The following is a 21,322-nucleotide window of genomic DNA, read 5'->3' as shown; positions in this document are numbered from 1 at the left end:
TATTTGTTCTATTCTGGAGAGAATTTAAGGGGCACTCCGGGACTAGATACATCTCGAATCGGCATATTTCTGCGTCTCTAGCACTATGATAATTTCCTTTTTAATGATATAGTGAATTGAAGCGTTTTTTTGAGCTGACATAATTTTTAACGGGGCTGGGATGAATGAAAGAAACCTTATCCAATCAAGAGGACATCGGCTTTTTATTTAATGTCGATATACTTATTAAGAGCCGCTCAAATGCATTGGCACTGCAGTCCCTGTTGGAGTTCATAAACAATGAAGAACAAATTGCGGACTTTCGGATTCAATCCGGCATAGAGCTAGGCAAAATTATTGAAGCGACACTCCAGTCCAAGAAGGACTCTTTCGTCACACTTCACAACGAACGCAAAAAAGCCAACGCAGCACAGAAGGCGTCCACTGCAGCTCAGACACCTGCCTCACCTGCTCCAGTCAAAACACAGAATCAACAAGAACAACCGGTTAGCGAGAAAAAGCCTGCCACCCAAACATCCAATGTATCCGATGGAAACTCGTTTGACGCGTGGATTGACACGCTCATTAAAGAGAATAAACTCACCCGTATTGTTGTCAATAACAAAAACGGTAAACATCAGAGCATTCCTTGCCGTATTCTGAATTTTGATCGTGATACCAGTATTGTGAGCATCTACCATGTCGATGAAAAACAGGTGTATACGTTCCGAACCAATGAAATCGATGAGTTTCTGTAACTAACTTCATCAGATTAAAACAAAAAGCAACTTGCGTTAGAATGACGGGACATTCTAACGCAAGTTGCTTTTTTAGTTCAATGGTTCATGTAGGATTGAACCCTCCGAGATTTATTTGGACCGATCAGGAGCGATCCTTACCTCGCTGCCATACATCTAATGCCAATAACAACCATCCGGCAATGAAGGCTACCCCACCAATCGGTGTGATGGCACCCAGAATCTTGATGCCAGAAATACTAAGCACATACAAACTGCCTGAGAACACAATAATTCCGATAAACAACAGACGCGCTGCCCACTTCAGTTTTGTCGATGCTCCAAGTTGACCAGCCGTCAAACCAATAATGAGCAAAGCCAATGCATGAATCATGTGATATTGCACACCTGTCTCATATGTAGCTATGGCCGCCGGCCCAATCGTATCCTTGAGCATGTGAGCACCAAACGCACCAATCGCCACCGACAGCATGGTCATTACAGCTCCAAGCATCATCCATCTTCGTTGCATATAAGTTCTCTCCCTTAATTCAACTACACTTCACACCTATTATTGTAGCGAATCCACTCCTTCTTTACCAGTCGGGACGGAGCTTCAAAGGTCATATGTCTGTTTATACTTAACAATCCTATCCCTGCCCTATAAATTGTAGGAAACAAGCGTAAATCCTTGATTTTTATCGATATTTATGGAAAAGTAAACAGGTATGTAATCGTTGTATTTTAAGAAAGAATCATTACTCATTGATTAGGTTAATAACACTCAGTACGATGATTAAGGGAGGCAAGTCAACATTATGGATAATCGCGATTCCTATAATTCAGGTTATAACAACACGGATCAGAATCCTGGCCATGCAGATCCATACAATAACAATGGGTATGAAGCATACCCGCCAGATCATGAGAGGCAACCAATGGCACCACTGAAACATTCCGGACCTGGGATCGCCAGCTTTGTCATTGGATTGGTTGCAATCTTGGGTTATATTCTGATATTCTTTATTGCCACCATGGCTGTAAACGAATCCATCGGAGTTCTCACCCCGTTGCAGACAGAAGAGATCGCCTTGCATCCAGCAGTGGTTCTGGCTTCATTAGCCATCCTGGTCTGCCTGATTCTCAATCTGGCCGGAGGTATCGTCGGAATTATTGGTCTTGTCCTCAAGAATCGAAAGAAAGTTTTTGCCATTATCGGAACCATATTAAATGGGATCATGATTCTGTTATTCGTTGGACTTATCTTGGTAGGCATGACGCTGATGTAACGCTTTGCATCAACGTCATGTTTCCTTATAATTAAAATGAATGGGTTTACACATAAGTATAATCTATATTTTTTGCCAAAATCATTGTTTTCAAAGGAGATTGACATGTCACGAATCAAAATTTTTGCGGACAGCACAAGTGATCTGGCTCCAGAATGGATCCAGCAGCACGATATCGGTATCATCCCTTTGTATGTCGTGTTCGGTGAAGAATCACTGAAAGACGGTGCTGAGATTAAGCCTGAACAGCTATATGAACGTGTTAGCCAAGATGGGCGTCTTCCCAAAACAGCTGCACCTTCCCCCGCTGACTTCATAACGGCATTTCAACCTTACATAGATCAAGGGGATGAGATTTTATATATCAGCTTATCTTCTGAACTTTCCTCTACCTATCAAAATGCACGACTAGCGAGTTCCGAGTTCCCGGAAGGTCGAATATCGGTCATTGACTCACAGAATCTCTCATCAGGAATTGCACTGATGGTAATGAAAGCTGTTAATGCTGCTGATAAAGGACAAAACCTGACTCAGATTACACACCTGATTGAGGCGATGAAATCAAATGTACGCACGGAGTTTGTTATCGATACACTAGAGTATCTGCATAAAGGCGGACGCTGTTCGGGCATGCAGAACCTGATTGGAAGCCTGTTGAAGATTCGTCCTGTCATCCGGGTAACAGATGGCAAGATGGCACCTGCCTATAAAGTGCGCGGGAAACGGGAGAAAGCTCTGGAACAAATGCTGAATAATACGCTCAGCCAGAAGGATCAGATCGATCCAGACCTGCTGATTGTTGTGCACACCATGGCTGAAGAGGATGCGCTTGACTTGCAGAAGTCTTTGCAGGAACAGACGGGTGCCCGAGTTGAACTAACCACTGCTGGTTGTGTAGTATGCAGTCATTGCGGCCCGAAAACGATTGGAATCATCTATAATACTGTTTTATAGTATTACACGTTACATCGTATCGTATTACCCAATCCTTTCTTCTAAATCTGTATGTGGTACATCCAATACTTGGACTGGCATACCGTTATAAACAAAAAAGGGCATTCCGAGCTTAATCGCTCAGGATGCCCTTTAATATTTTTGCTAAACTTTTGAATGACCTACACTTGGTCCATTGCTCATTATGATACAGGATCAATAACTTTTGGTCCGCAGATCATCCAGACTTTTGAATGCGTATCCTTGCTTGCGGGCCTCATCAATAATGGAACCCAGAGCTTCCGTGTTATCTTTGGATACCGAATGAAGCAAAATGACAGCGCCCGGATGGAGTTGTTTCAACACCTGTTGATGAGCATATTGTGCGCCACGCTGCACATTGGTATCCCAATCTTTATAAGCAACAGACCAGAACACATTCACATACCCTTGGGCATGACTCTCTGCAAGCGTACGATTGTTAAAAATTCCACGCGGTGGCCGTAAAAAGGTCGCTTGTTGACCGGTCAGCCGATTGACCTCCGTCTTGACCTTCTCAAGTTCCTCTCTAAGCTTTTCATTGGAGATGCGGGTCATATCCGGATGACTCCATGAATGATTACCGACAATATGACCTTCAGCCGCCATACGTTTGACCAACTCAGGCTGATCTTTCAGATAATGACCTGTCACAAAGAAAGCCGCCGGCACCTTCTTGGTACGCAAAACATCCAGTATGGCAGGTGTGAATCCATTCTCATACCCGTTATCAAACGTGAGATACAATTCCTTCTGTTTTGTATCCCCCAGGAAAATGGCATCGTTATGTTGTAAGATTGATTTAAAGCCTTCCTGATCAATGGAGGGCAGTTGACCGTTTTGACTTTTTTTGAAGCCAAAGTGATACGCTCCGGTAACCGGTGACGCTTCAGTCTGTGCCGGTACCATACTGATGGATAACAGTCCCAACAGTATATATAGAACCATTCGCTTCATTCTATCCGCTCCTGTTCCTGAAAAATTCGGTTAGTCGTTTGCACACACGAACACCTTCAGGTAATATGCCACAGTAACGGCTAATGTATGTAAATCATTAACGATCGAAACGTTTATTTTCAGGTTGTGACTGAGATTGATGGAACAATTCAAGTAAGGTCTGAGGTTTGCCACTGGAAACAAGCCATTCCCTCACGGTCTGTATGGCACGGGTCTGTCCATCTCCCCGATCACGCCATGTAAGCAACTCGATAACTTTGATAATCAAGGCCGACATATTGTGATTCTCCAGTTCGGACCGCTCTGCCCTCAGCTTGTGATACAAAGCCTCCTGCTCCCAATCCAGTAGAATCTCATCACCGATGGTTGGCTTCAAAAGTGTATACGCTCTGTCACAACCTTTACAACGAACCGTGCTGACCTGTTCATCTATAAATTCCGCTCGGATATCCTGCTGGCAATCCGGGCATTTAAACCCAACTTGTATGTTTTGTATGTTTTTGTTCATGACATTGTTCCTCCTGCGATGTGAGCATTTTGCATCATTCTATTCAAAATACTCCTTGGATATATGCATAATGCTTATGTATGTACTACATCTATACCCGATATTTTGTCGATTCACGCTTATTTTGAAGAAATCTGTAAGGTGCTATAATCTTGTAAATATGTTAAAATATTATACATATCATGGTAGGGAAAAGGCGGGATACTCATGTCGAAGGAAGAGCGCAACATAACCTGGCAATCATCCAGCATCAACAGGCAAGACCGGGAGAAGCATAATGGGCACCATAGTCGTGCCATATGGTTTACCGGGTTATCAGGTGCAGGAAAGTCATCCCTTGCATTTGCCCTGGAGCAGTATCTCTACGATCAAGGCGTACGCTGTTATGTTCTGGACGGGGATAATATACGTCATGGCCTGAACCGTGATCTCGGTTTTACAGCAGGGGATCGTCAAGAAAATCTGCGGCGAATTGGTGAAGTATCGAAGTTAATGGTTGATGCCGGGTTGTTTGTACTTTCGGCTTTTATCTCTCCTCATGAACAGGATCGGGAGATGGTTAGACAGTTATTTGAACCAGATGATTTCATTGAAATCTATGTGCGCTGTTCAATCCAAGAATGTGAGCGGCGTGATCCCAAGGGTCTATACAAAAAAGCCCGCAATGGTGACATCCCGCATTTCACAGGCATTTCCGCCCCCTATGATGTACCCAAATCTCCTTCATTTATCATCGATACAGAGCAATGGTCCATTGAGGAAGCTGTGCAAGAGATCGTACAGCATTTGGAGCAGATTGGTGCTCTTCAACTGCCGCTTCCTACGAAAACAGCCCTCGTTCATTAATTCTTGCTCATTATACGAACTACCTACATGAAAGGCGCACCAATTGTGGCGCGCCTCTTTACGTGAACCCATTGCTGGTTATACCATAGATAAATGAATAAAGAGAAAAAGATACACACTCTATCATCACGTTTGAACGTCTTCTGATGTCCACTCACTCACTTACTGCCCCACAACACCCGCTTGCATGTTCAAAAGTTTGCTGAACGTCCCTACCGGATCAGTAGATAACTGCTGGTACCCGCCCTCTTGAATCACCCGACCTTCATCAAGTACAATTACACGATCTGCCGTCCGAATCGTGGACAATCGGTGTGCAATCACGATAATGGTCACATGTCCTTTTAACCGTTCCAGCGCCTCATGAATGTACTGTTCATTCTCACTGTCCAGCGCACTCGTTGCTTCATCCAGTACCAATACAGAAGGATTACGCAGCATAGCCCGGGCAAGCACCAATCGCTGACGTTCACCCCCGGATAGACGAATACCCCGATCACCAATAATCGTATCCAGACCCTGAGGCAACTTCCGTACAAATGCTGCAGAGGAGGAAAATTGCAAAGCCTGCCACATCTGTTCTTCACTTGCATTTGGATCAACCAGACGCAGATTCTCACGAATACTTGTGTGAAACAGGAATGGATCTTGGGAGACATATCCGATTGAACTTCGCCAGCTCAATAATCGTTCTTCTGACAGAGGAACACCGTCAATCAAAATACGACCAGTTTCAGGCCTCACAAGGCCCATAATCAGATCTATCAGCGTGCTTTTGCCTGCTCCGGATTTCCCCACAATTGCGGTCATACCCCTTGCTGGAATCGAAGCTTGCACATTTCTCAATGAGTAAGCATCACTTCCCTCATAGCGATAGCAGACATCCTCACAGGTGATAGATTCCTTCAGTTCCATAGGTTGAATCCCATCAGTTCCAACTTCTCCTGCCGAAGCAATCTCTTCACTAATCTCCCGACTCTTCGCCGTCTGCGCTTGTAATTCTCTGACTACCCGAAATGCAGGCAGCATGGAGCTGATGTACTCCAGATTGGACTGAATTGCCGTAAACCTTGGCCATAATCGGGAAAAGATAAGGATGATGAGCAGCAGACTTGCGGGAGGCACCGTCATTACACGGAGAGAAAGATAGATGAATGCCGCAATAATGATTGCCGCGGACATCCGGTGAATCAGCTGTGTTCCACTGTTCAATTGGCTAAACTGAATGACATTGCATTCTATCTGTCTGCACATGCGCTCAAACCAGTTCATGTGGGAGCGCTCAAGCATGTTGCTCTTAATATCCTTAATGCCGTTAAAATGCTCGGTAATGCCGTTATAATAACTTTGCGAGAATTCAGAGGTCTGGTCTCCGATCTGCTTGGCCCGCTTGACGAATTTTCGTAAGACGATAAATAATACCAATCCACAGACCAGCACAAGTGCCGTCAACTTGGCGGATAACCAGAAAGCAAGACCGATCTGAATGCCCGTAAAGATCAGAGAGGCTGCCATTTGCAGCATAATGCTCGTTCCCTGGCTCACACGTGCAAGTTCAGTCGTTAATATATGGTTAAAATCGGATTTTCGTTTTTGGAGAAAAAATGACCATTGCGCCATAATAATAGCACCATAGGTTTCCATGCGCAGCGTTCGTACAAATTGCTGTTGGATTCGAGTATTACGGATCGTCTGGAGACGTTGCATCCAGGCCTGTCCGGAGACAATCAACACAAAGGTGAACAATACGAGTAACAATTGGCTATTTTCAGAAAAACGATTCAACACGTCGCCAAGCCAGGGAATGTTTAAGCCTGTGGAGCCCATCTCAAATATGCCAATCAGACTCAGCATCGGAACAAGCATGTAGATACCGATCCCTTCCATGAGACTGATACAGATCATCCCTAGCAGATTCCAATATAAAATGGGCCCCGTGACATGATGCAACTTTCGCATGAAATACCTTAATTCCGAGATCATACTTTACCCCTTTCCGTCACCGTATACCTTTTAATTCGCCGCCAGAACCAGAGAAACGGACGTAACGGAAAGTACAGAAAAAACAAAGAACGCGGAAGCGGCAGTTGATCCACATCCCATGTACTTGGATATAAACGTTCAATAAAGAAAAAGCATTTCTGTTTTGTACTTCGAAGTTTAAACAAATACGATTGATAAGACTTCATATCAGCCGGACTTTCCAGCATGTCGTTCATGAACTTTGCGCCTTCGTTGGCTAATCGTTTGCCTGTACGGTCACTCAAGGACATCAAGGACCTGTACTCTACATCCAGCGGCGTATTCAGCAGCTCCGAGGCCAGATAAAGAGCCTGTGAACCAATGGATAAACGTCCCTCCGCTTTCAGACGTCTCTCTAATTTCTTCACATCAAGTGGCATGCTGCGGATCATCTGGTCGATATCCAGTAACCAGCGCAGTCTGAACCAGCCGTGTCGTGCACCATGGGTTACGAGATAGGCCCATAGGTCTTCTTGTTCGAGCATACGGACAGGTGTCTGTGTGTATGAACTGAACCGACTGCGTTTCCACAGCAATTCAAAATCGGTTTCTTTACCCGAATCCGGGTTCAGACGCCAATGGATCTCCACTTGAGTCCTTTTGACCGGATGGGTGTAACAGATATGATGTTCCCGCCATTTCCAGCTGCGCACCGTAGGTGCCCGCTCCCCTTCCTTGGATACATATCCGAGGGTAGCCAGAATGCCTTCAGCCGCTTCCACATCATCAAACGGAATCAGGATATCCAGGTCTTTGGAGGTTCGCATCGATACATCGCCATAGAGATCATGGGCGAGCGCTGGTCCCTTTAGTGTAATATTGCGGATACCGCGTTCACGAAAAGCTCCACACACCTGCTCCATTTCAGCTGTCAGATGTAACATGCGGAACGTATTGACCGTATATTGTTGTCTCAGACTCTCCATAACATCTGCAGGAATGATTGCAGAGTTGAATTCTTTCATTTTCACATAAAGGACAGAGTATAAGCGGTGATGATAGACAAGCCGCAGAAAAAGCTGCCAATCGGTTCCTTGCAAACCCGCCTTGAGTTCTTCAGGGGATAGAGCCGTCAGATCACCTCTAATCATGCTCAAAATCAGCTTAAGCTCCTTCGGAAACCCTGATGAATAGAGTTCACTTTCATGTATCATAGACAATCTCCCCAGATCCCTTCTCCGGACACCGTTTGCCAAACACACCGACAACCGTATATTGGTCCATAGTATCAGCTCCGGTCACGATCAATTTACCACTTCGCAGCCAGGCATGAGCCATCATATGTCCTTGCTTATTCCGTGCAGTCCCCATGTATAACGTACTCTCTATCTTGCGTCGCTCAAGCATCTTCATCCCGGCAATCGCCATTACAAGGCAGCGGCTTTCCCATAACGTATATTTGCTGGCGAGCGAAATTGCTTTGGAAATATTACGTATAGTGATGACCTCGCTGCGTTCGAGTCCTGTCATCGGTGTTTCTACCATAGGCGTACCCAGCCCTGGCGCGATTTTGGCGAATGGCATAGCCTTCTGTATGCGTGCCCAGCCAAGGAGGATATAGGCCTCCCATACCAGTCGACGCATCGACCGCGGGAGCGAGAGATAAGCCTTTATTTTTCGCAACATCATTCTACACTCCGCGAGTAACGTCGATTAAACCTTCACGGGACAGATGTTCCATGAATTGCACCACCTGCTCACGACATACATCTGGCTCAATCTCATACTCCGCAGCAAGTACCTCAACAACTTCACCCAGCGTGCGTTCTTCTGCGATCAGGTCCCAGATTCGTCCACCGGTACTCCCGAGATTATAGTATTTTCCAGAGCTAATGCTCATCATGACTTTCTCACTACCCATATCACTGACCAGATTGCCTTCCTTCCGGGTTACCCGGTCTTCCACATTCATCGGCGTAGTCGCTGTCATTGTCCTGTATGCACTCCTTTGCGTATATGATCTGTGATCCGATCCACCATCTCAAATGCTGTAAACTCAGCACCCGTTCTGACCAATCTGCCAATCTCCACACTTGCTGAAAGTCTTGAAGCCGTCTCGAACAACCACTGTGCCAGCCCCTGTCTTGCAACGAGTCCACCACGGAACGTATGCGAGCATAACAGATGCAGTCGTTCTAGCCCCGCCACTTCAACCAGTTGAACAGATGTATGGTTTTCCTCCGGTTGTGGAGCAAGTTCAAATACTCCACCTAGTGGTACGGCCATCTCATGAAAATAGTGCTGAACAGGTATCGCATACTTCGTAATCTCTGCGTGAACCGTTGCATAATCCTGTTCCTTCATGCCGAAGCCGTCCAGACTGGGTTGCCATAACTTCTGTTGCGGGTAACCAGGTGATACGATAGCTCTTCCTCCGGCATCCCAGGTCAGCGCAACAACATCATCGGTGAGAAGCGGATATCCGCGTGATGCCAGTGCGGCCGACAGTGTCGATTTGCCTGCTCCCGAATGTCCGACAAATGCGTAAGCCCAGCCATCAATAACCACTGCACTACCATGCAATGGAAGGATGCCACGCTGCATCATAATGACCGCCATACAGGTGCCCAGGATGAATAATCTGACCTTTTTCTCATCCGCTCCTGGCTGAGGGGATACAACAATGCGCTTTCCTTGTTCCATTAGAAACAGACCTGTATCTTCGATTTTGAAAAAAAGACTGCCCTCTCGTGCCACAAAGTTGTCGTTGCCTACATCCCAATCCTCCCACAATGGGGTCAGATCTGAAGACTCGATGTGCACATCCACGACATCAAAATCAGTCTCCGCATCCTTGGGTGCGATCTGTAGTTCAGGCATTCGAATTTGGCTCGACCAGCGCAGACCATACGCCACATAATGCACAGGCAACAATGAACGACGCCTCCTTCGTAATAAAATGTAAAAAAAGCCCTTATATTCATGTTGCTCAATATAAGGGCGGAGGCGAAAAGCTGGATTTGTTGCATTTCCGCCCTTTAAGTATGATGACACTTCATAAAACTAAACAACTTAGGAAGTTGGATCGTACAGATCCGCATCGTGAACCGTGATCCAGTCAATTTGTCTGTAGCCAGTACCGGCCATTGTTTGATTGACTTCCAACACTTCAAGAGCTGGTGCTTGCCATTCCTTTTTTTCCATTTGCATCGTATTCACCTCCTTTTCGCACTTCTAAGTATGATGGCATATGGTAAAGCTTTCTAACTAGTTCCGTAGAGATCCGCATCGTGAACCGTAACCCAGTCGATATGTTTGTAACCTGTGCCCGCCATTGTTTGGTTGACTTCCAATATTTCCAGTGCTGGTTCTTGCCATTCCTTTTTTTCCATTTGCATCGTATTCACCTCCTATCATGAGTCAATTGTAAGAAAAATCCGGGCCCACAGTTCACCGGGCTATATCAGAATTTCCGAATGAACCGATAGACGATCAGACTATGCATCATCAATCGCAGATCTGGATGTGAAGCAAGCTCTGGTCTCGGACTTGGAAAGTTGGCCAGGGCAGATTTGATACGCTCCGTGTTTAATATGCCAGCAACCTTGCTGTCAGAACACAAAGCACGTAACTCAGCCGTAAAGGCATCCCAATTTGGAATGATGCGATGTAACCAATCTGCAGGCTGCACACCTCGTACCCGTTGATTCAGTCTGACCTTGTCAGGCAACTCCGGTGAAGTAGCCCGGCGAATCAATGAACGATCCGTCCCTTGTTTCACATATTGTTCAATCGGAACGGACAGACAGAACCGGATGACTCTGGCATCACTTGTCGGATCACGTTCCCAAGCGCGGTAACGCAGAGAACATTTCGTAGCTACAGCACCATTTTTGTTGGCGATGGCCAGGTTATTAAATTTCTCGGCACGGACTTTGAGTGCATCAGCCTGGGCACCGCCCTGCAGAACAATAATGGATTTGAGTCTTTCCAGTACACCCGTTCTCTGCGCAAAGTCAGGATGGATCAATTGTACGGATGCGGCCTGGCTGGCTCCTTTGGACTGAGCCTTGAACCAATCCGGATATGCCTTTTTCCCGGTGATCTTGGCTATACGTGAGAAAGGCATGCCCGTTCGTTCACTATACTGCTGCATCTCACGGAACCAGCGGTACCAGCGGCCACTTTTCAGTAGACTGGCGTAATAATCCAGAGCCGGTCCCCAGGAGATGGTGAAATTACCACGTGCCCCTGTGAGCAGGATGCCTGCATCTTGCTGGCTCGCTTTTTCATAGAATCCGCGAATCCAGAATGAATTTTCAAAGTATTTATAGGGCATTTCCATAATGTCGAGCCAGGTATCTACTTCACTGAGTGGACTTCTGCCTTCAAAATCGAGGTAGTTCTCTGTGATATTGCCGACATGATTAATCGTGGAACGTATGAAGGGCCGTTCGTCTGCGAGCAACGTTTTCGACGTATAATCTGTGAAATCGGGTACGGGAACATAACTATAGGCCTGCAGCCGTTTGCCCTGACTTCTCAGTGTTCCGGAAGCAAAACCAACCACGGCTCCCGAGTCCAGTCCGCCACTTAATGCAGCAGCCACCTGTCTGTGCGTTCGCAATCGTGATCCAACCGCCTGCCCAAAGACCTCCCTAAACGCTTCTACATACTCGCCATCGGATTTAAGCCTTAGAGGTTCCACTTCATTCCAGCGATGATATTGCTTCAGCTCCAGTCTCCCATCCCGGAAGACAAGTGTATGTGCAGAAGGCAGCTGGCTTATTCCCCGATATACAGTTGAATTGATATCTGCTGAATCATGCATGTCAGGAATGGCAAGGAATTCGGACAGCCAGGTCTCATCAAGTTCTTTATGTACCCCTTCAAGCCCGAGCAACGGATTCATCAGTGTGCAGAAAGCAAAACGTGAACCATCATGTCGGTAATAAAAAGCTCTCATGCCTGTAATATCTCTTGCTGCATACAGTTTTCGATTCCGCTCATCCCATATCGCGAATACAAAATCCCCCAGCAATCGGACGGCTACATCGTCTCCCCAGCGCTGATAGGCACGCAGGATCAATTCACTATCCGCCAACATAGCCAGTTCAGCTCTGGATATTTGTAATTGATCTGCCAGTTGTTCCCGGTTATCCAGAATGGCATCTGCCGTGATGGTCAGACCACTTTCCTCATCATATAAAGGCAACTTCTCGCTAACCGATTCCGGTGTAATCCATTGGGCATGACAGCTGAGGAACGCCTCATTGCCTTTCCACACTCCTGTTGTATCCGCAGGGACATGCCCCAGGCTTGCGTACAGACGCCAGCTGTCTTCCCATAGCGCCTGCTGACCATCGTTGTGAACAATTCCTGCTATGGCGCTCATGACTTGCCTCCCCGTAGAATCTTGCGCTGTGAAGCCCATGCGCTGATCTGATGACCAAATGGTACCCATGATTTGATACGCTGTATTTTGCTTTGAGCAGAAGCCAGCTGGTCTTTCAAGCGTTCTCGCTCACTGTAACCCCGTTCCAGACGATGATCTGCTGCACGTAATGCGGCTTGCAGCTGTCTGATCGTTACCAGTGCAGCTAGCGTCGGGTCTGTCTTTTCCGGTTCTTCGACAACTGGGTCATTAAGATTCCCAACCGGATCATGAACGACAGAATCTGCCGGTTGCATTCGGTATTGTGGTTGCCACTGGCAACCGGTCGCTGCTGTCAACTGATGCGTGATTCGGTCAATGACCTCTTGATCCGGACTTGCATCATAATGTACACCCGTCCATTGTTCGGCTTCTGCGAGCTGTTCACTGTATCCCATCTGGTGGAACAGATCTGCCCCCATCACACGGCAATACAGTTCAACTTCATGTGGTTCTAATATGTTTTTCCAGTTGTTAACAGAACCCTGATGTGCCTCTTGATGCGAAGAGAGGAAAGGATCACCCACGCCCATACTGTAGAACATGTCAGACTTGGCACTGTCCAGAAACTGTCCATACTGCTCCATTCCCTGTTCATATCGAATTCCCAGAAACGCGCATAGTTTCTCAAGTTCTTCCTGAGGATTGGAAACCAATCGTTCATATTGCAATTCATACGCATTGGAATGGGGTTTGGCAAAATAATCATTCAAGCGGAGCATCCCAAGTGTGAGATCTACGGATTTCATATTTAATTTGGGGCTCTGCAGACTATGAATCAGGTCGAATCCTTCTCCTGTGTGGCGGTTTACCTTTTTGAATGATGCAGCTACGGCCAGAGGATTACGCTGGAGATGAATGCGCTTGGACTGTGGGAACAGACGATCCAGCCATTCCAGCATGTAATAATAACGCGGAGATTTATCAACGACGAAGTCTGCTCCGCTCCCCTCCAGGAATCCATTGTAGATTTCAAGAGCAAAACTTCTGCACGCCTTCTCGAAGACATCCTCAGATACCATGGCATTGTAGAACTGGCGCATGATGGAGCTGCCACCGTAAGCACGTGAATCAGCCTTGGGTAAATCGACAAGATTCATCAGAAACCACATTTCCTGGGTGGCAAATATACGACTATGATTTTGCAGCATTACGGTGGATAAGGAACTACCACTGCGGGGAACACATAGTAAGAAAACAAGTCCGTTACCTTGAGCATCGATCAATGGCAGCCTCTCCTCTGTTCATTAGTATAAATGTGTAGCTGGGATAGACCAGACTCTACCTTTGTGTTTGGCAAAACGAGTAATATGCACGCTATAGGTCAGCATTTTGCAATATTCCGTCGGAAGTTCACCCGGGAATGAAGCAAAACACATGATTACATTCGACAACTCTCGGATACAATATGTATTTATAGTTTTACTCTATGATACAAAATGTATCATGTCAATCTTTTATTTTCACCTTTTCATAAATTGATACTCTTTCACTGTATTCTGCTGTCTGTCATTTAAGCACTTATTCATGGATCAATTATGTTCTGATTGCACAAACGCGAATAAGCTCCAGACATGTTCTGTGAGGAACAAGGCCTGAAGCCATACGTAATCCGTTGAGAAACTTAATATGAAAACGGGTGAACAACCATCAGGTAAATCTTACATCTGAACTTTTCCCAGTAGCTCCAACGCTCCCATTTCGCTCTTCTTCCTGATCTGCCCGTGTAGCATCCTGCAACCCCTTCTGTACCTTCACGGTTAACAATACAGCAATGCCCGCGACGAAAAAGAAGATGAGCGACAGAATACCCCAACGTGTGGAACCCGTGATCTGCCCAACATAACCAAACACAAATGGACCAAAGATCGAAGAGAATTTGCCTGTAATATTCACAAAACCAAAATACTCTCCTGTTCTGCCTGCTGGCATCAGATTGCTAAACAGGGAACGCGCTGTGGATTGACTCACACCCTGCACGACACCAACCAGCCCGGCGAGCACATAGAAGTGGATCGCTTGTGTCATGAAATAACCGAGAATCACAATACATATGTAGACCGATAAGCTAACGATTAATACCTGCTTTGCTCCCCAACGCTGTGCCCATGCTCCCAGTAACAATGTACACGGGAACCCGATGAACTGGGTTAACAGTAGCGCGAGCATCAGGTCGGCTGTGCCTATGCCTATACTTGTCCCATAGATCGTAGCCATTAGAATGATGGTATTAATGCCGTCATTAAAAAACCAGAAAGCCACTAACATGCGGATTAACTGGGGAAAACGCCGCATCTGACGAAAGGTTTGCCGCAGTCTGCGTACGCCCACCGCAACGTACCCTGTCCACGTTCCGGGCAGATCCGGTGATGCAGGCCGTCTCGGAGCATGGCGAAAGATCGGTATCGAGAACAGCAGCCACCACAACGAGACGGAGATGAAAGCAAGTCTTGTTCCTGCCAGTGTACTGCTCATCCCGAACCAGCCCGGTTGCTGAATCATCAGCAGGTTCACCGCAAGCAGCAAACCTCCTCCAATATAACCATAGGCATAACCTTTGGAGGATATCATGTCCCTTCGTTCCACGGGTACCAGATCCGGCAGCATTGCATCGTAAAAGGTGTTACCACCCGCAAAACCAATTGTAGATATGATCAGCAATGCGGAAGCAAGGAACCAGTCCCCTTCACCGATTGTGCTGAATCCCAATGTAGCAAGGACGCCTATAATTGCAAATACACGCAGGAAGTCGCCCTTCCGTCCTGACAAATCAGCTAGCGTGCCTAGCAACGGTGTTAGCAGAGCTACGCACAACATGCCAATGGAGTGTGTATAGGCCAGGTAGGAGGCGGCGGTATCCGTATCCAGCGTTGCTGCAGCCACCGAAGCATAGAATACGGGCAATACTGCGGCCAGTACTGTTGTTGCGTAAGCCGAGTTGGCCCAATCATACATAATCCAAGCCTTGATCGCCTTTTTATTCACATAAATCCTTCCTTTACATGTATCTATTAAATGATTGATGTCTTTCTCCTATTGTATAGGAAGGATATCACACTTGTTCACTGTTTCTGTAAAAAATGGTGCAGTTCTGTTCTTACGACTCACCTTACCTCTGAGGTGAACTTGCGTAATTGTATCATTTTATATCCACTCTCATCACATATCGTCCTCGCCCGTGAATATACTTAATTACCGACAGGCCAAACTGTGCCGCGTAATCAATGGGGGGTGCCTACATGTCAAATTCACACCAGCCTTACTCGTTCGTCGTGTCGAAGGAAGATTGGTCGCTTCACCGCAAAGGGTACCAGGACCAACAGCGCCATCAGCAAAAGGTGAAAGATGTCATCAAGCAGAATCTGCCTGATCTGATTACGGAAGAAAACATCATCATGTCTGATGGAAAACAAATCATCAAGGTACCAATCCGCAGTCTGGATGAGTACCGTTTTGTGTATAACTACCAGAAGCAAAAACATGTCGGTCAAGGAGACGGTGACAGTCAGGTCGGAGACGTCATCGGTCGTGATCCCTCTGCTTCGCAGAAACCCGGCAAAGGCGAAAAAGCTGGCGATCAGCCTGGTCATGATATCGTGGAAGCCGAAGTTAGTATTGAGGAATTGGAAGATATGCTCTTCGCTGAGCTGGAATTACCCGATCTGAAGCAGAAAGACAAAGACCTGATTGAGACACATACGGTAGTTTTCAACGATATTCGCAAAAAAGGCATGCAGTCCAATATTGACAAGAAACGTACCATTCTGGAGAATCTGCGTCGCAATGCAACGACCGGTACGCCAGGCATCCATCACATCAGTCCGGATGACCTGCGCTACAAGACATGGGAAGACAAAATCATTCCACAATCCAATGCCGTTATTATTGCCATGATGGATACATCCGGGTCCATGGGTTCGTTTGAGAAATACTGCGCGCGCAGCTTTTTCTTCTGGATGACCCGTTTTCTACGCCGTCAGTATGAGAAAGTTGAGATTGTTTTCCTCGCCCATCATACGGAAGCCAAGGAAGTAACCGAAGAAGAGTTCTTTACCCGTGGCGAGAGCGGAGGCACCATCTGCTCCTCTGTATATATGAAGGCGCTGGATATTATTGACAGTAGGTATCCACCTTCCAGCTACAACATCTACCCTTTCCACTTCTCTGACGGGGATAATCTGACCTCGGATAACGAACGGTGTGTGAAGCTGATCGGTGAGTTAATGAAGCGTAGCAATATGTTTGGATACGGTGAAGTGAATCAGTACAACCGCAGCAGCACACTGATGTCGGCTTATCGTCATATCAAGATGGATCAGTTCATGTATTATGTGATCAAAGAAAAAGGCGAAGTGTACAAAGCTTTGCGCAGCTTTTTCCAGAAACGGGAAGGAGGCAGCGTTAGATGACAGATGAGATCCGCGACCTAGAATACGCTATTGCCGAGATTATGGAGATTGCCAATGGTTTTGGCCTGGATTATTACCCCATGCGGTACGAAATCTGCCCATCGGATATTATTTATACATTTGGAGCCTACGGCATGCCGACCAGATTCAGCCACTGGAGCTTTGGCAAAACATTTCATAAGATGAAAATGCAATACGATTTTGGACTCAGCAAAATTTATGAGCTTGTCATCAACTCCAACCCTTGTTATGCCTTCTTGCTGGATGGAAATTCCCTGATTCAGAACAAATTGATCGTAGCCCACGTATTGGCACACTGCGATTTTTTCAAAAACAATGCCCGCTTCTCCAAATCCAACCGTAATATGGTCGAAAGCATGGCCGCTACGGCGGATCGGATCAGCAATTATGAGATGGAATACGGAACGGAAGCGGTTGAAGCATTTATCGATGCCGTGATCGCAATTCAGGAACATGTGGACCCACAGCTGATTAAACCCCGCCATTTGGACAAACAACGCTACATGGAGATGAAAATGCGGGAGCAACGCGGTGAGAAAAAACCGCGGCCAGAAGGCCGCTATGATGATCTATGGTCACTTGATGACGTGCAGATTGAAGAAGCACCCGCCGAAGGTATTCAGGTCCATCACTTTCCGCCTGAACCAGAGAAGGATGTCATGTGGTTTATTCAGGAATTCTCCGAAGTGTTGACCGACTGGCAGCGGGATATCATGAGTATGATGCGTGAGGAGATGTTATATTTCTGGCCACAGATGGAAACCAAAATCATGAACGAAGGCTGGGCATCCTACTGGCATCAACGCATTATCCGTGAGCTTGATCTGAACAGTGAGGATACGATCGAATTTGCCAAACTCAACTCCTCCGTGGTGCAGCCATCTAAACAAAGTCTGAATCCGTATTATTTGGGACTGAAGATTTTCGAGGATATTGAACGGCGCTGGGATAACCCAACCCGTGAAGAACAGGAACGTTGGGGCCGCAAACCAGGGCAAGGTCGTGCCAAAATGTTCGAGGTGCGTGAATTCGATTCCGATACCTCCTTTATCCGCAATTACATGACCAAGCAATTAACCGAGGATCTGGACCTCTACGTATTTGAGAAAAAAGGCCCGGACTGGAAAATCACCGACAAGTCCTGGGAGAACATACGGGATCAGCTCGTATTTTCACGTGTTAACGGGGGCTCCCCTTACTTGGTCGTGCAAGATGCTGATTATCTGCGGACAGGGGAACTCGTGCTGAAACATCAATATGAAGGCATCGAGCTGGATTTGAAATATATGGAACGCACCCTGCCTTATCTGTATCGCCTCTGGGGACGTACCGTACATGTCGAGACACGTGTCGAGGATAAACCGATCTGGTTTACGTATGATGGCAAGAAACACCACCGCAAGTTTATGTAAGGTTTTCGATTATCATTATAGGAAACGAAAATATAAATGCTCTTATCATGGGTGAGTTTAATGATTAATAAAAGATAAGACATAAAAAAGCGGCAAGTTCCCGACATAAACGGGGACTTGCCGCTTGGCATACATAAAATTAGGATGGTGCCGGTGGTGTACCATTACCCTGTAATCGCAGCGGCACAAAAAAATCATGCTCCACTTCACTTGCTGGCAGTGGGCGACTGAAATAATAGCCCTGAATTTCCCGGCAATCATTCTGCATCAGAATATCCAGTTGGCCTTTCGTCTCAATGCCTTCCGCAATCACTTCCATCTTGAGATTCTGTGCCATCGATATAATGGTCGCCACAATGGCTTGATCGCTGTGACTCTCTGTAATGTCCGTCACAAACGAACGATCAATCTTAAGCTTGTGAATCGGGAAATGCTTCAGATAACTCAGTGAACTGTATCCCGTACCGAAATCATCCAGGCTGATCTTGACACCCAGTGCTGTCAGTTCATTAAGAATCGCCGTGGATACGGCTGCATCCATCATCATGCTCTCTGTTATTTCCAACTCCAGATATCGAGCATCCAGCCCTGTCTCCAAGAGTGCATTCTTGACCTGTTCTACCAAGTTGGATTGGTGGAACTGCTGGCTGGACAAGTTAACCGATACCGGAATGAGTGGTCCCCCACTGGCATGCCAGAGTTTCATCTGCCTGCATGCTTCCCGCAGCGTCCAATTGCCAATCTCATAGATCATGCCTGTCTCTTCTGCAAGCGGGATAAACACATTGGGTGCGAGCAGACCTTTGAGTGGATGGTTCCAACGTATGAGAGCCTCCACACCAATCATGCGGCTATCCTCGGTACGAATCTGTGGTTGATAGTACAGGACCATCTCATCGCGTTCCAACGCTTTACGAAGATAACCCTCCAGCTCAATGCGTTCATATAGTTCCGAATCCAGTTGGGCCGTGTAGAATTGGAAACCATTTTTTCCGTTTTTCTTCACTTCATACATGGCGGAATCCGCATGTTTCAGCAAAGCATCCACGCCCACTCCATGATCCGGATACATCGCAATTCCAATGCTGGCGGTTACGTAAAAGTCATTCTCCTTCAGTCGATAAGGTAACTGAATGGCTTCAACAATCTGTTTTGCAAGTTCTGCCACTCTTACTTCTGTCGCTTGACCCTGGGTCACAACGAGTGTGAACTCGTCCCCGCCCATCCGGGCCAGCATGACATTCTCCATAGCCAAGGGATCAGAAGCTTCTATGGCTTTCATGATCCGGTTGCTCACTTCTCTTAGAAATACATCTCCAATGGAATGTCCCAGCGAGTCATTAATCATCTTGAAACGATCTATATCCATCACCATAACGGCAAAAGAGTTCCCTTTTTCTGCTGAATCGTTAATCGTACAAGCCAGCACATCATCCAACTTGCGCCGATTGGGCAGCCCCGTCAACGGATCATGCAAAGCTTGGTGACGAATCTTCTCCTGAGCCTGTTTCTCCTCCGTTACGTCTTTGATCAAAATGTGACTTCCCACATGTCTGCCATCAATGACAACAGGAACTACAACAATACTAAGGTCCAGAAGTTCACCCTGCACATCTCTCATTTTGGCCATGTAGTGCGCCTGCTCCAGCCCATGATCATCCCAATCGATGGAATCAAATTCACTTATCCACTCTATATCGATTTGCTGAGCGATCTCATCAATGGAACGATCCATGACCTCTTTTTCAGGATATCCAGTGATTGTTGTTACAGCAGCATTAATCCCTTTAACAATACCTTCCTTGTTCACTGAAATAATAGCATCCGAATGGTTATGATACAGGGCCTGATACCATTGCTCATTCTCATGAATCCGTCGATCTTTCTGTGACATTCGCTGATTGATAAATATGCCAAACAACGTCAAGCCCAAAGCAATAAATGTGCCCGATGCGATCAAGTAGGCGAGAATACCTGGCTCAATCTGCATACCTGAACTTACCTTCAAGCCATGTGAATGATGGAAATGTGCGGCTGACATCCCAGTATAATGCATGCCAGAGATTCCAATACCCATAATGAGACCGCTGCCCATCTTGTAAACCCAGGTATGTCTTGATTGATGATAACGGAAGAAAAACATGAGCCACAATGCCGCAAATGAAGCAAGCGCTGCAATCAGAATAGATAACACCACTCTGCCTGGTTCATACGTAACCGGAATTGACATCGCTGCCATTCCCACATAATGCATCGAGCTGATCCCTGCCGTCATCAGTACTCCAGCAATCATGAGCTTGCTTATCCTGCCCGATTGTCTACCCGCAATGTTCAAGGCCACCCCCGATGCGACAATAGCAAGTAGAACAGATAAAACAACCTTACCGGTGGAATAGGAGACTTGCGTAGGCAGAACAAAAGCCAGCATACCTACGAAATGCATGGACCAGATTCCCAGCCCCATCGAGACTGCACCGCAGGTAAGCCATACATTCCGCGCCATCCCGCTAGCCTGACTTACACGGCCTGCAAGGTCAAGGGCAGCGTATGAAGCTAACGATGCAATAATATAGGATAAAATAACAAGTTCTAAGTTGTACGTGCCATGTAGGTGCTCCACTCACTCTGTCCTTTCAACCGGGAAAATGCCTTGTATGTATGCAAAAATGTAAAAAAGAAGCGAGTGCGCTGTCTGGATGACAGGCACTCCCTCCGCATCATTTGACTCGTGACAACAGACTTAGTTGAAGCCGTTGTCATACATTGGAACCCGTTTATATGAATGTATATAGTCTA

General features: G+C 46.5%; 20 protein-coding genes. 6 read left to right on the top strand and 14 right to left on the bottom strand.

What is annotated here, in order from left to right:
• Window positions 1–164: 164 nt before the first annotated feature.
• Complete coding sequence (locus tag C161_RS09400) at window positions 165–737, top strand: hypothetical protein (protein WP_036609959.1); 573 nt, start codon at window positions 165–167, stop codon at window positions 735–737.
• Window positions 738–861: 124 nt separating this feature from the next.
• Here the strand turns inward: C161_RS09400 and C161_RS09395 are convergent, their stop codons facing one another.
• Window positions 862–1,248 (bottom strand): DUF423 domain-containing protein, encoded by a 387-nt coding sequence (locus C161_RS09395; protein WP_017689551.1) that lies wholly within the window; start codon window positions 1,246–1,248, stop codon window positions 862–864.
• A 286-nt stretch (window positions 1,249–1,534) separates the two neighbouring features.
• Between C161_RS09395 and C161_RS09390 the strand changes: the two genes are divergently transcribed.
• Window positions 1,535–2,005 carry a hypothetical protein gene (locus tag C161_RS09390; protein ID WP_051447149.1) on the top strand — a complete coding sequence of 157 codons (471 nt, stop codon included), beginning with the start codon at window positions 1,535–1,537 and terminating at the stop codon, window positions 2,003–2,005.
• A gap of 105 nt (window positions 2,006–2,110) precedes the next feature.
• Window positions 2,111–2,959, top strand: a complete 849-nt coding sequence (locus C161_RS09385) for a DegV family protein (RefSeq protein ID WP_036669872.1) — start codon at window positions 2,111–2,113, stop codon at window positions 2,957–2,959.
• A 195-nt stretch (window positions 2,960–3,154) separates the two neighbouring features.
• On the opposite strand, the gene pdaA is transcribed toward C161_RS09385, so the two are convergent.
• Together pdaA and C161_RS09375 are read right to left on the bottom strand one after the other, a co-directional pair.
• Window positions 3,155–3,934, bottom strand: a complete 780-nt coding sequence (gene pdaA / locus C161_RS09380; RefSeq protein WP_036669871.1) for a delta-lactam-biosynthetic de-N-acetylase — start codon at window positions 3,932–3,934, stop codon at window positions 3,155–3,157.
• A 97-nt stretch (window positions 3,935–4,031) separates the two neighbouring features.
• The gene (locus C161_RS09375; protein WP_036669870.1) at window positions 4,032–4,442 is read right to left on the bottom strand and encodes a hypothetical protein; all 411 of its coding nucleotides are present in this window, start codon (window positions 4,440–4,442) and stop codon (window positions 4,032–4,034) included.
• A 207-nt stretch (window positions 4,443–4,649) separates the two neighbouring features.
• On the opposite strand from C161_RS09375, the gene cysC reads away from it, so the two are divergent.
• Complete coding sequence (cysC, locus tag C161_RS09370) at window positions 4,650–5,288, top strand: adenylyl-sulfate kinase (RefSeq protein WP_036669868.1); 639 nt, start codon at window positions 4,650–4,652, stop codon at window positions 5,286–5,288.
• Between the two features lie 162 nt (window positions 5,289–5,450).
• On the opposite strand, the gene C161_RS09365 is transcribed toward cysC, so the two are convergent.
• From C161_RS09365 to C161_RS09330, 10 genes are all read right to left on the bottom strand, one after another.
• A complete protein-coding gene (locus C161_RS09365; RefSeq protein ID WP_235193776.1) occupies window positions 5,451–7,247 on the bottom strand; it encodes an ABC transporter ATP-binding protein in 1,797 nt (598 codons plus the stop codon).
• A gap of 20 nt (window positions 7,248–7,267) precedes the next feature.
• The gene (locus C161_RS09360; protein WP_235193814.1) at window positions 7,268–8,401 is read right to left on the bottom strand and encodes a nucleotidyltransferase domain-containing protein; all 1,134 of its coding nucleotides are present in this window, start codon (window positions 8,399–8,401) and stop codon (window positions 7,268–7,270) included.
• Between the two features lie 52 nt (window positions 8,402–8,453).
• Window positions 8,454–8,936, bottom strand: coding sequence for a lasso peptide biosynthesis B2 protein (locus tag C161_RS09355; RefSeq protein ID WP_017689559.1), 483 nt, complete (start codon window positions 8,934–8,936; stop codon window positions 8,454–8,456).
• A 4-nt stretch (window positions 8,937–8,940) separates the two neighbouring features.
• Window positions 8,941–9,240, bottom strand: a complete 300-nt coding sequence (locus C161_RS09350) for a lasso peptide biosynthesis PqqD family chaperone (protein ID WP_036669864.1) — start codon at window positions 9,238–9,240, stop codon at window positions 8,941–8,943.
• Window positions 9,237–10,184, bottom strand: a complete 948-nt coding sequence (locus tag C161_RS09345; RefSeq protein WP_036669862.1) for a hypothetical protein — start codon at window positions 10,182–10,184, stop codon at window positions 9,237–9,239. The genes C161_RS09350 and C161_RS09345 overlap by 4 nt, the downstream gene beginning before the upstream one ends.
• 138 nt (window positions 10,185–10,322) lie before the next feature.
• Complete coding sequence (locus C161_RS32320) at window positions 10,323–10,460, bottom strand: paeninodin family lasso peptide (RefSeq protein WP_174806426.1); 138 nt, start codon at window positions 10,458–10,460, stop codon at window positions 10,323–10,325.
• Window positions 10,461–10,513: 53 nt separating this feature from the next.
• The gene (locus C161_RS32315) at window positions 10,514–10,648 is read right to left on the bottom strand and encodes a paeninodin family lasso peptide (protein ID WP_179088635.1); all 135 of its coding nucleotides are present in this window, start codon (window positions 10,646–10,648) and stop codon (window positions 10,514–10,516) included.
• A gap of 65 nt (window positions 10,649–10,713) precedes the next feature.
• Window positions 10,714–12,645 carry an asparagine synthase-related protein gene (locus tag C161_RS09340; RefSeq protein ID WP_036609989.1) on the bottom strand — a complete coding sequence of 644 codons (1,932 nt, stop codon included), beginning with the start codon at window positions 12,643–12,645 and terminating at the stop codon, window positions 10,714–10,716.
• Window positions 12,642–13,910: a sulfotransferase family protein gene (locus tag C161_RS09335; protein WP_036669860.1), complete on the bottom strand. Its 1,269-nt coding sequence runs from the start codon at window positions 13,908–13,910 to the stop codon at window positions 12,642–12,644. The genes C161_RS09340 and C161_RS09335 overlap by 4 nt, the downstream gene beginning before the upstream one ends.
• 424 nt (window positions 13,911–14,334) lie before the next feature.
• Entirely contained in the window at window positions 14,335–15,669 is a 1,335-nt protein-coding gene (locus tag C161_RS09330) for an MFS transporter (protein ID WP_036669857.1), read from the bottom strand.
• A gap of 254 nt (window positions 15,670–15,923) precedes the next feature.
• Here C161_RS09330 and yhbH point away from each other — a divergent pair, with 254 nt between their 5' ends.
• A complete protein-coding gene (gene yhbH / locus C161_RS09325; protein WP_036609998.1) occupies window positions 15,924–17,093 on the top strand; it encodes a sporulation protein YhbH in 1,170 nt (389 codons plus the stop codon).
• On the top strand, window positions 17,090–18,526 hold the full coding sequence (locus C161_RS09320) for a SpoVR family protein (protein WP_036669855.1): 1,437 nt from the start codon (window positions 17,090–17,092) through the stop codon (window positions 18,524–18,526). Before yhbH ends, C161_RS09320 begins: the two co-directional genes overlap by 4 nt.
• 139 nt (window positions 18,527–18,665) lie before the next feature.
• On the opposite strand, the gene C161_RS09315 is transcribed toward C161_RS09320, so the two are convergent.
• Window positions 18,666–21,146, bottom strand: a complete 2,481-nt coding sequence (locus tag C161_RS09315) for an EAL domain-containing protein (RefSeq protein ID WP_036669854.1) — start codon at window positions 21,144–21,146, stop codon at window positions 18,666–18,668.
• Between the last annotated feature and the right edge of the window lie 176 nt (window positions 21,147–21,322).

The organism is Paenibacillus sp. FSL R5-192 (assembly GCF_000517845.1).
GTDB lineage: Bacteria > Bacillota > Bacilli > Paenibacillales > Paenibacillaceae > Paenibacillus > Paenibacillus amylolyticus.
Note: the sequence above shows the minus strand (reverse complement) of the source record. Positions and strands in the feature narration are given on the sequence as shown.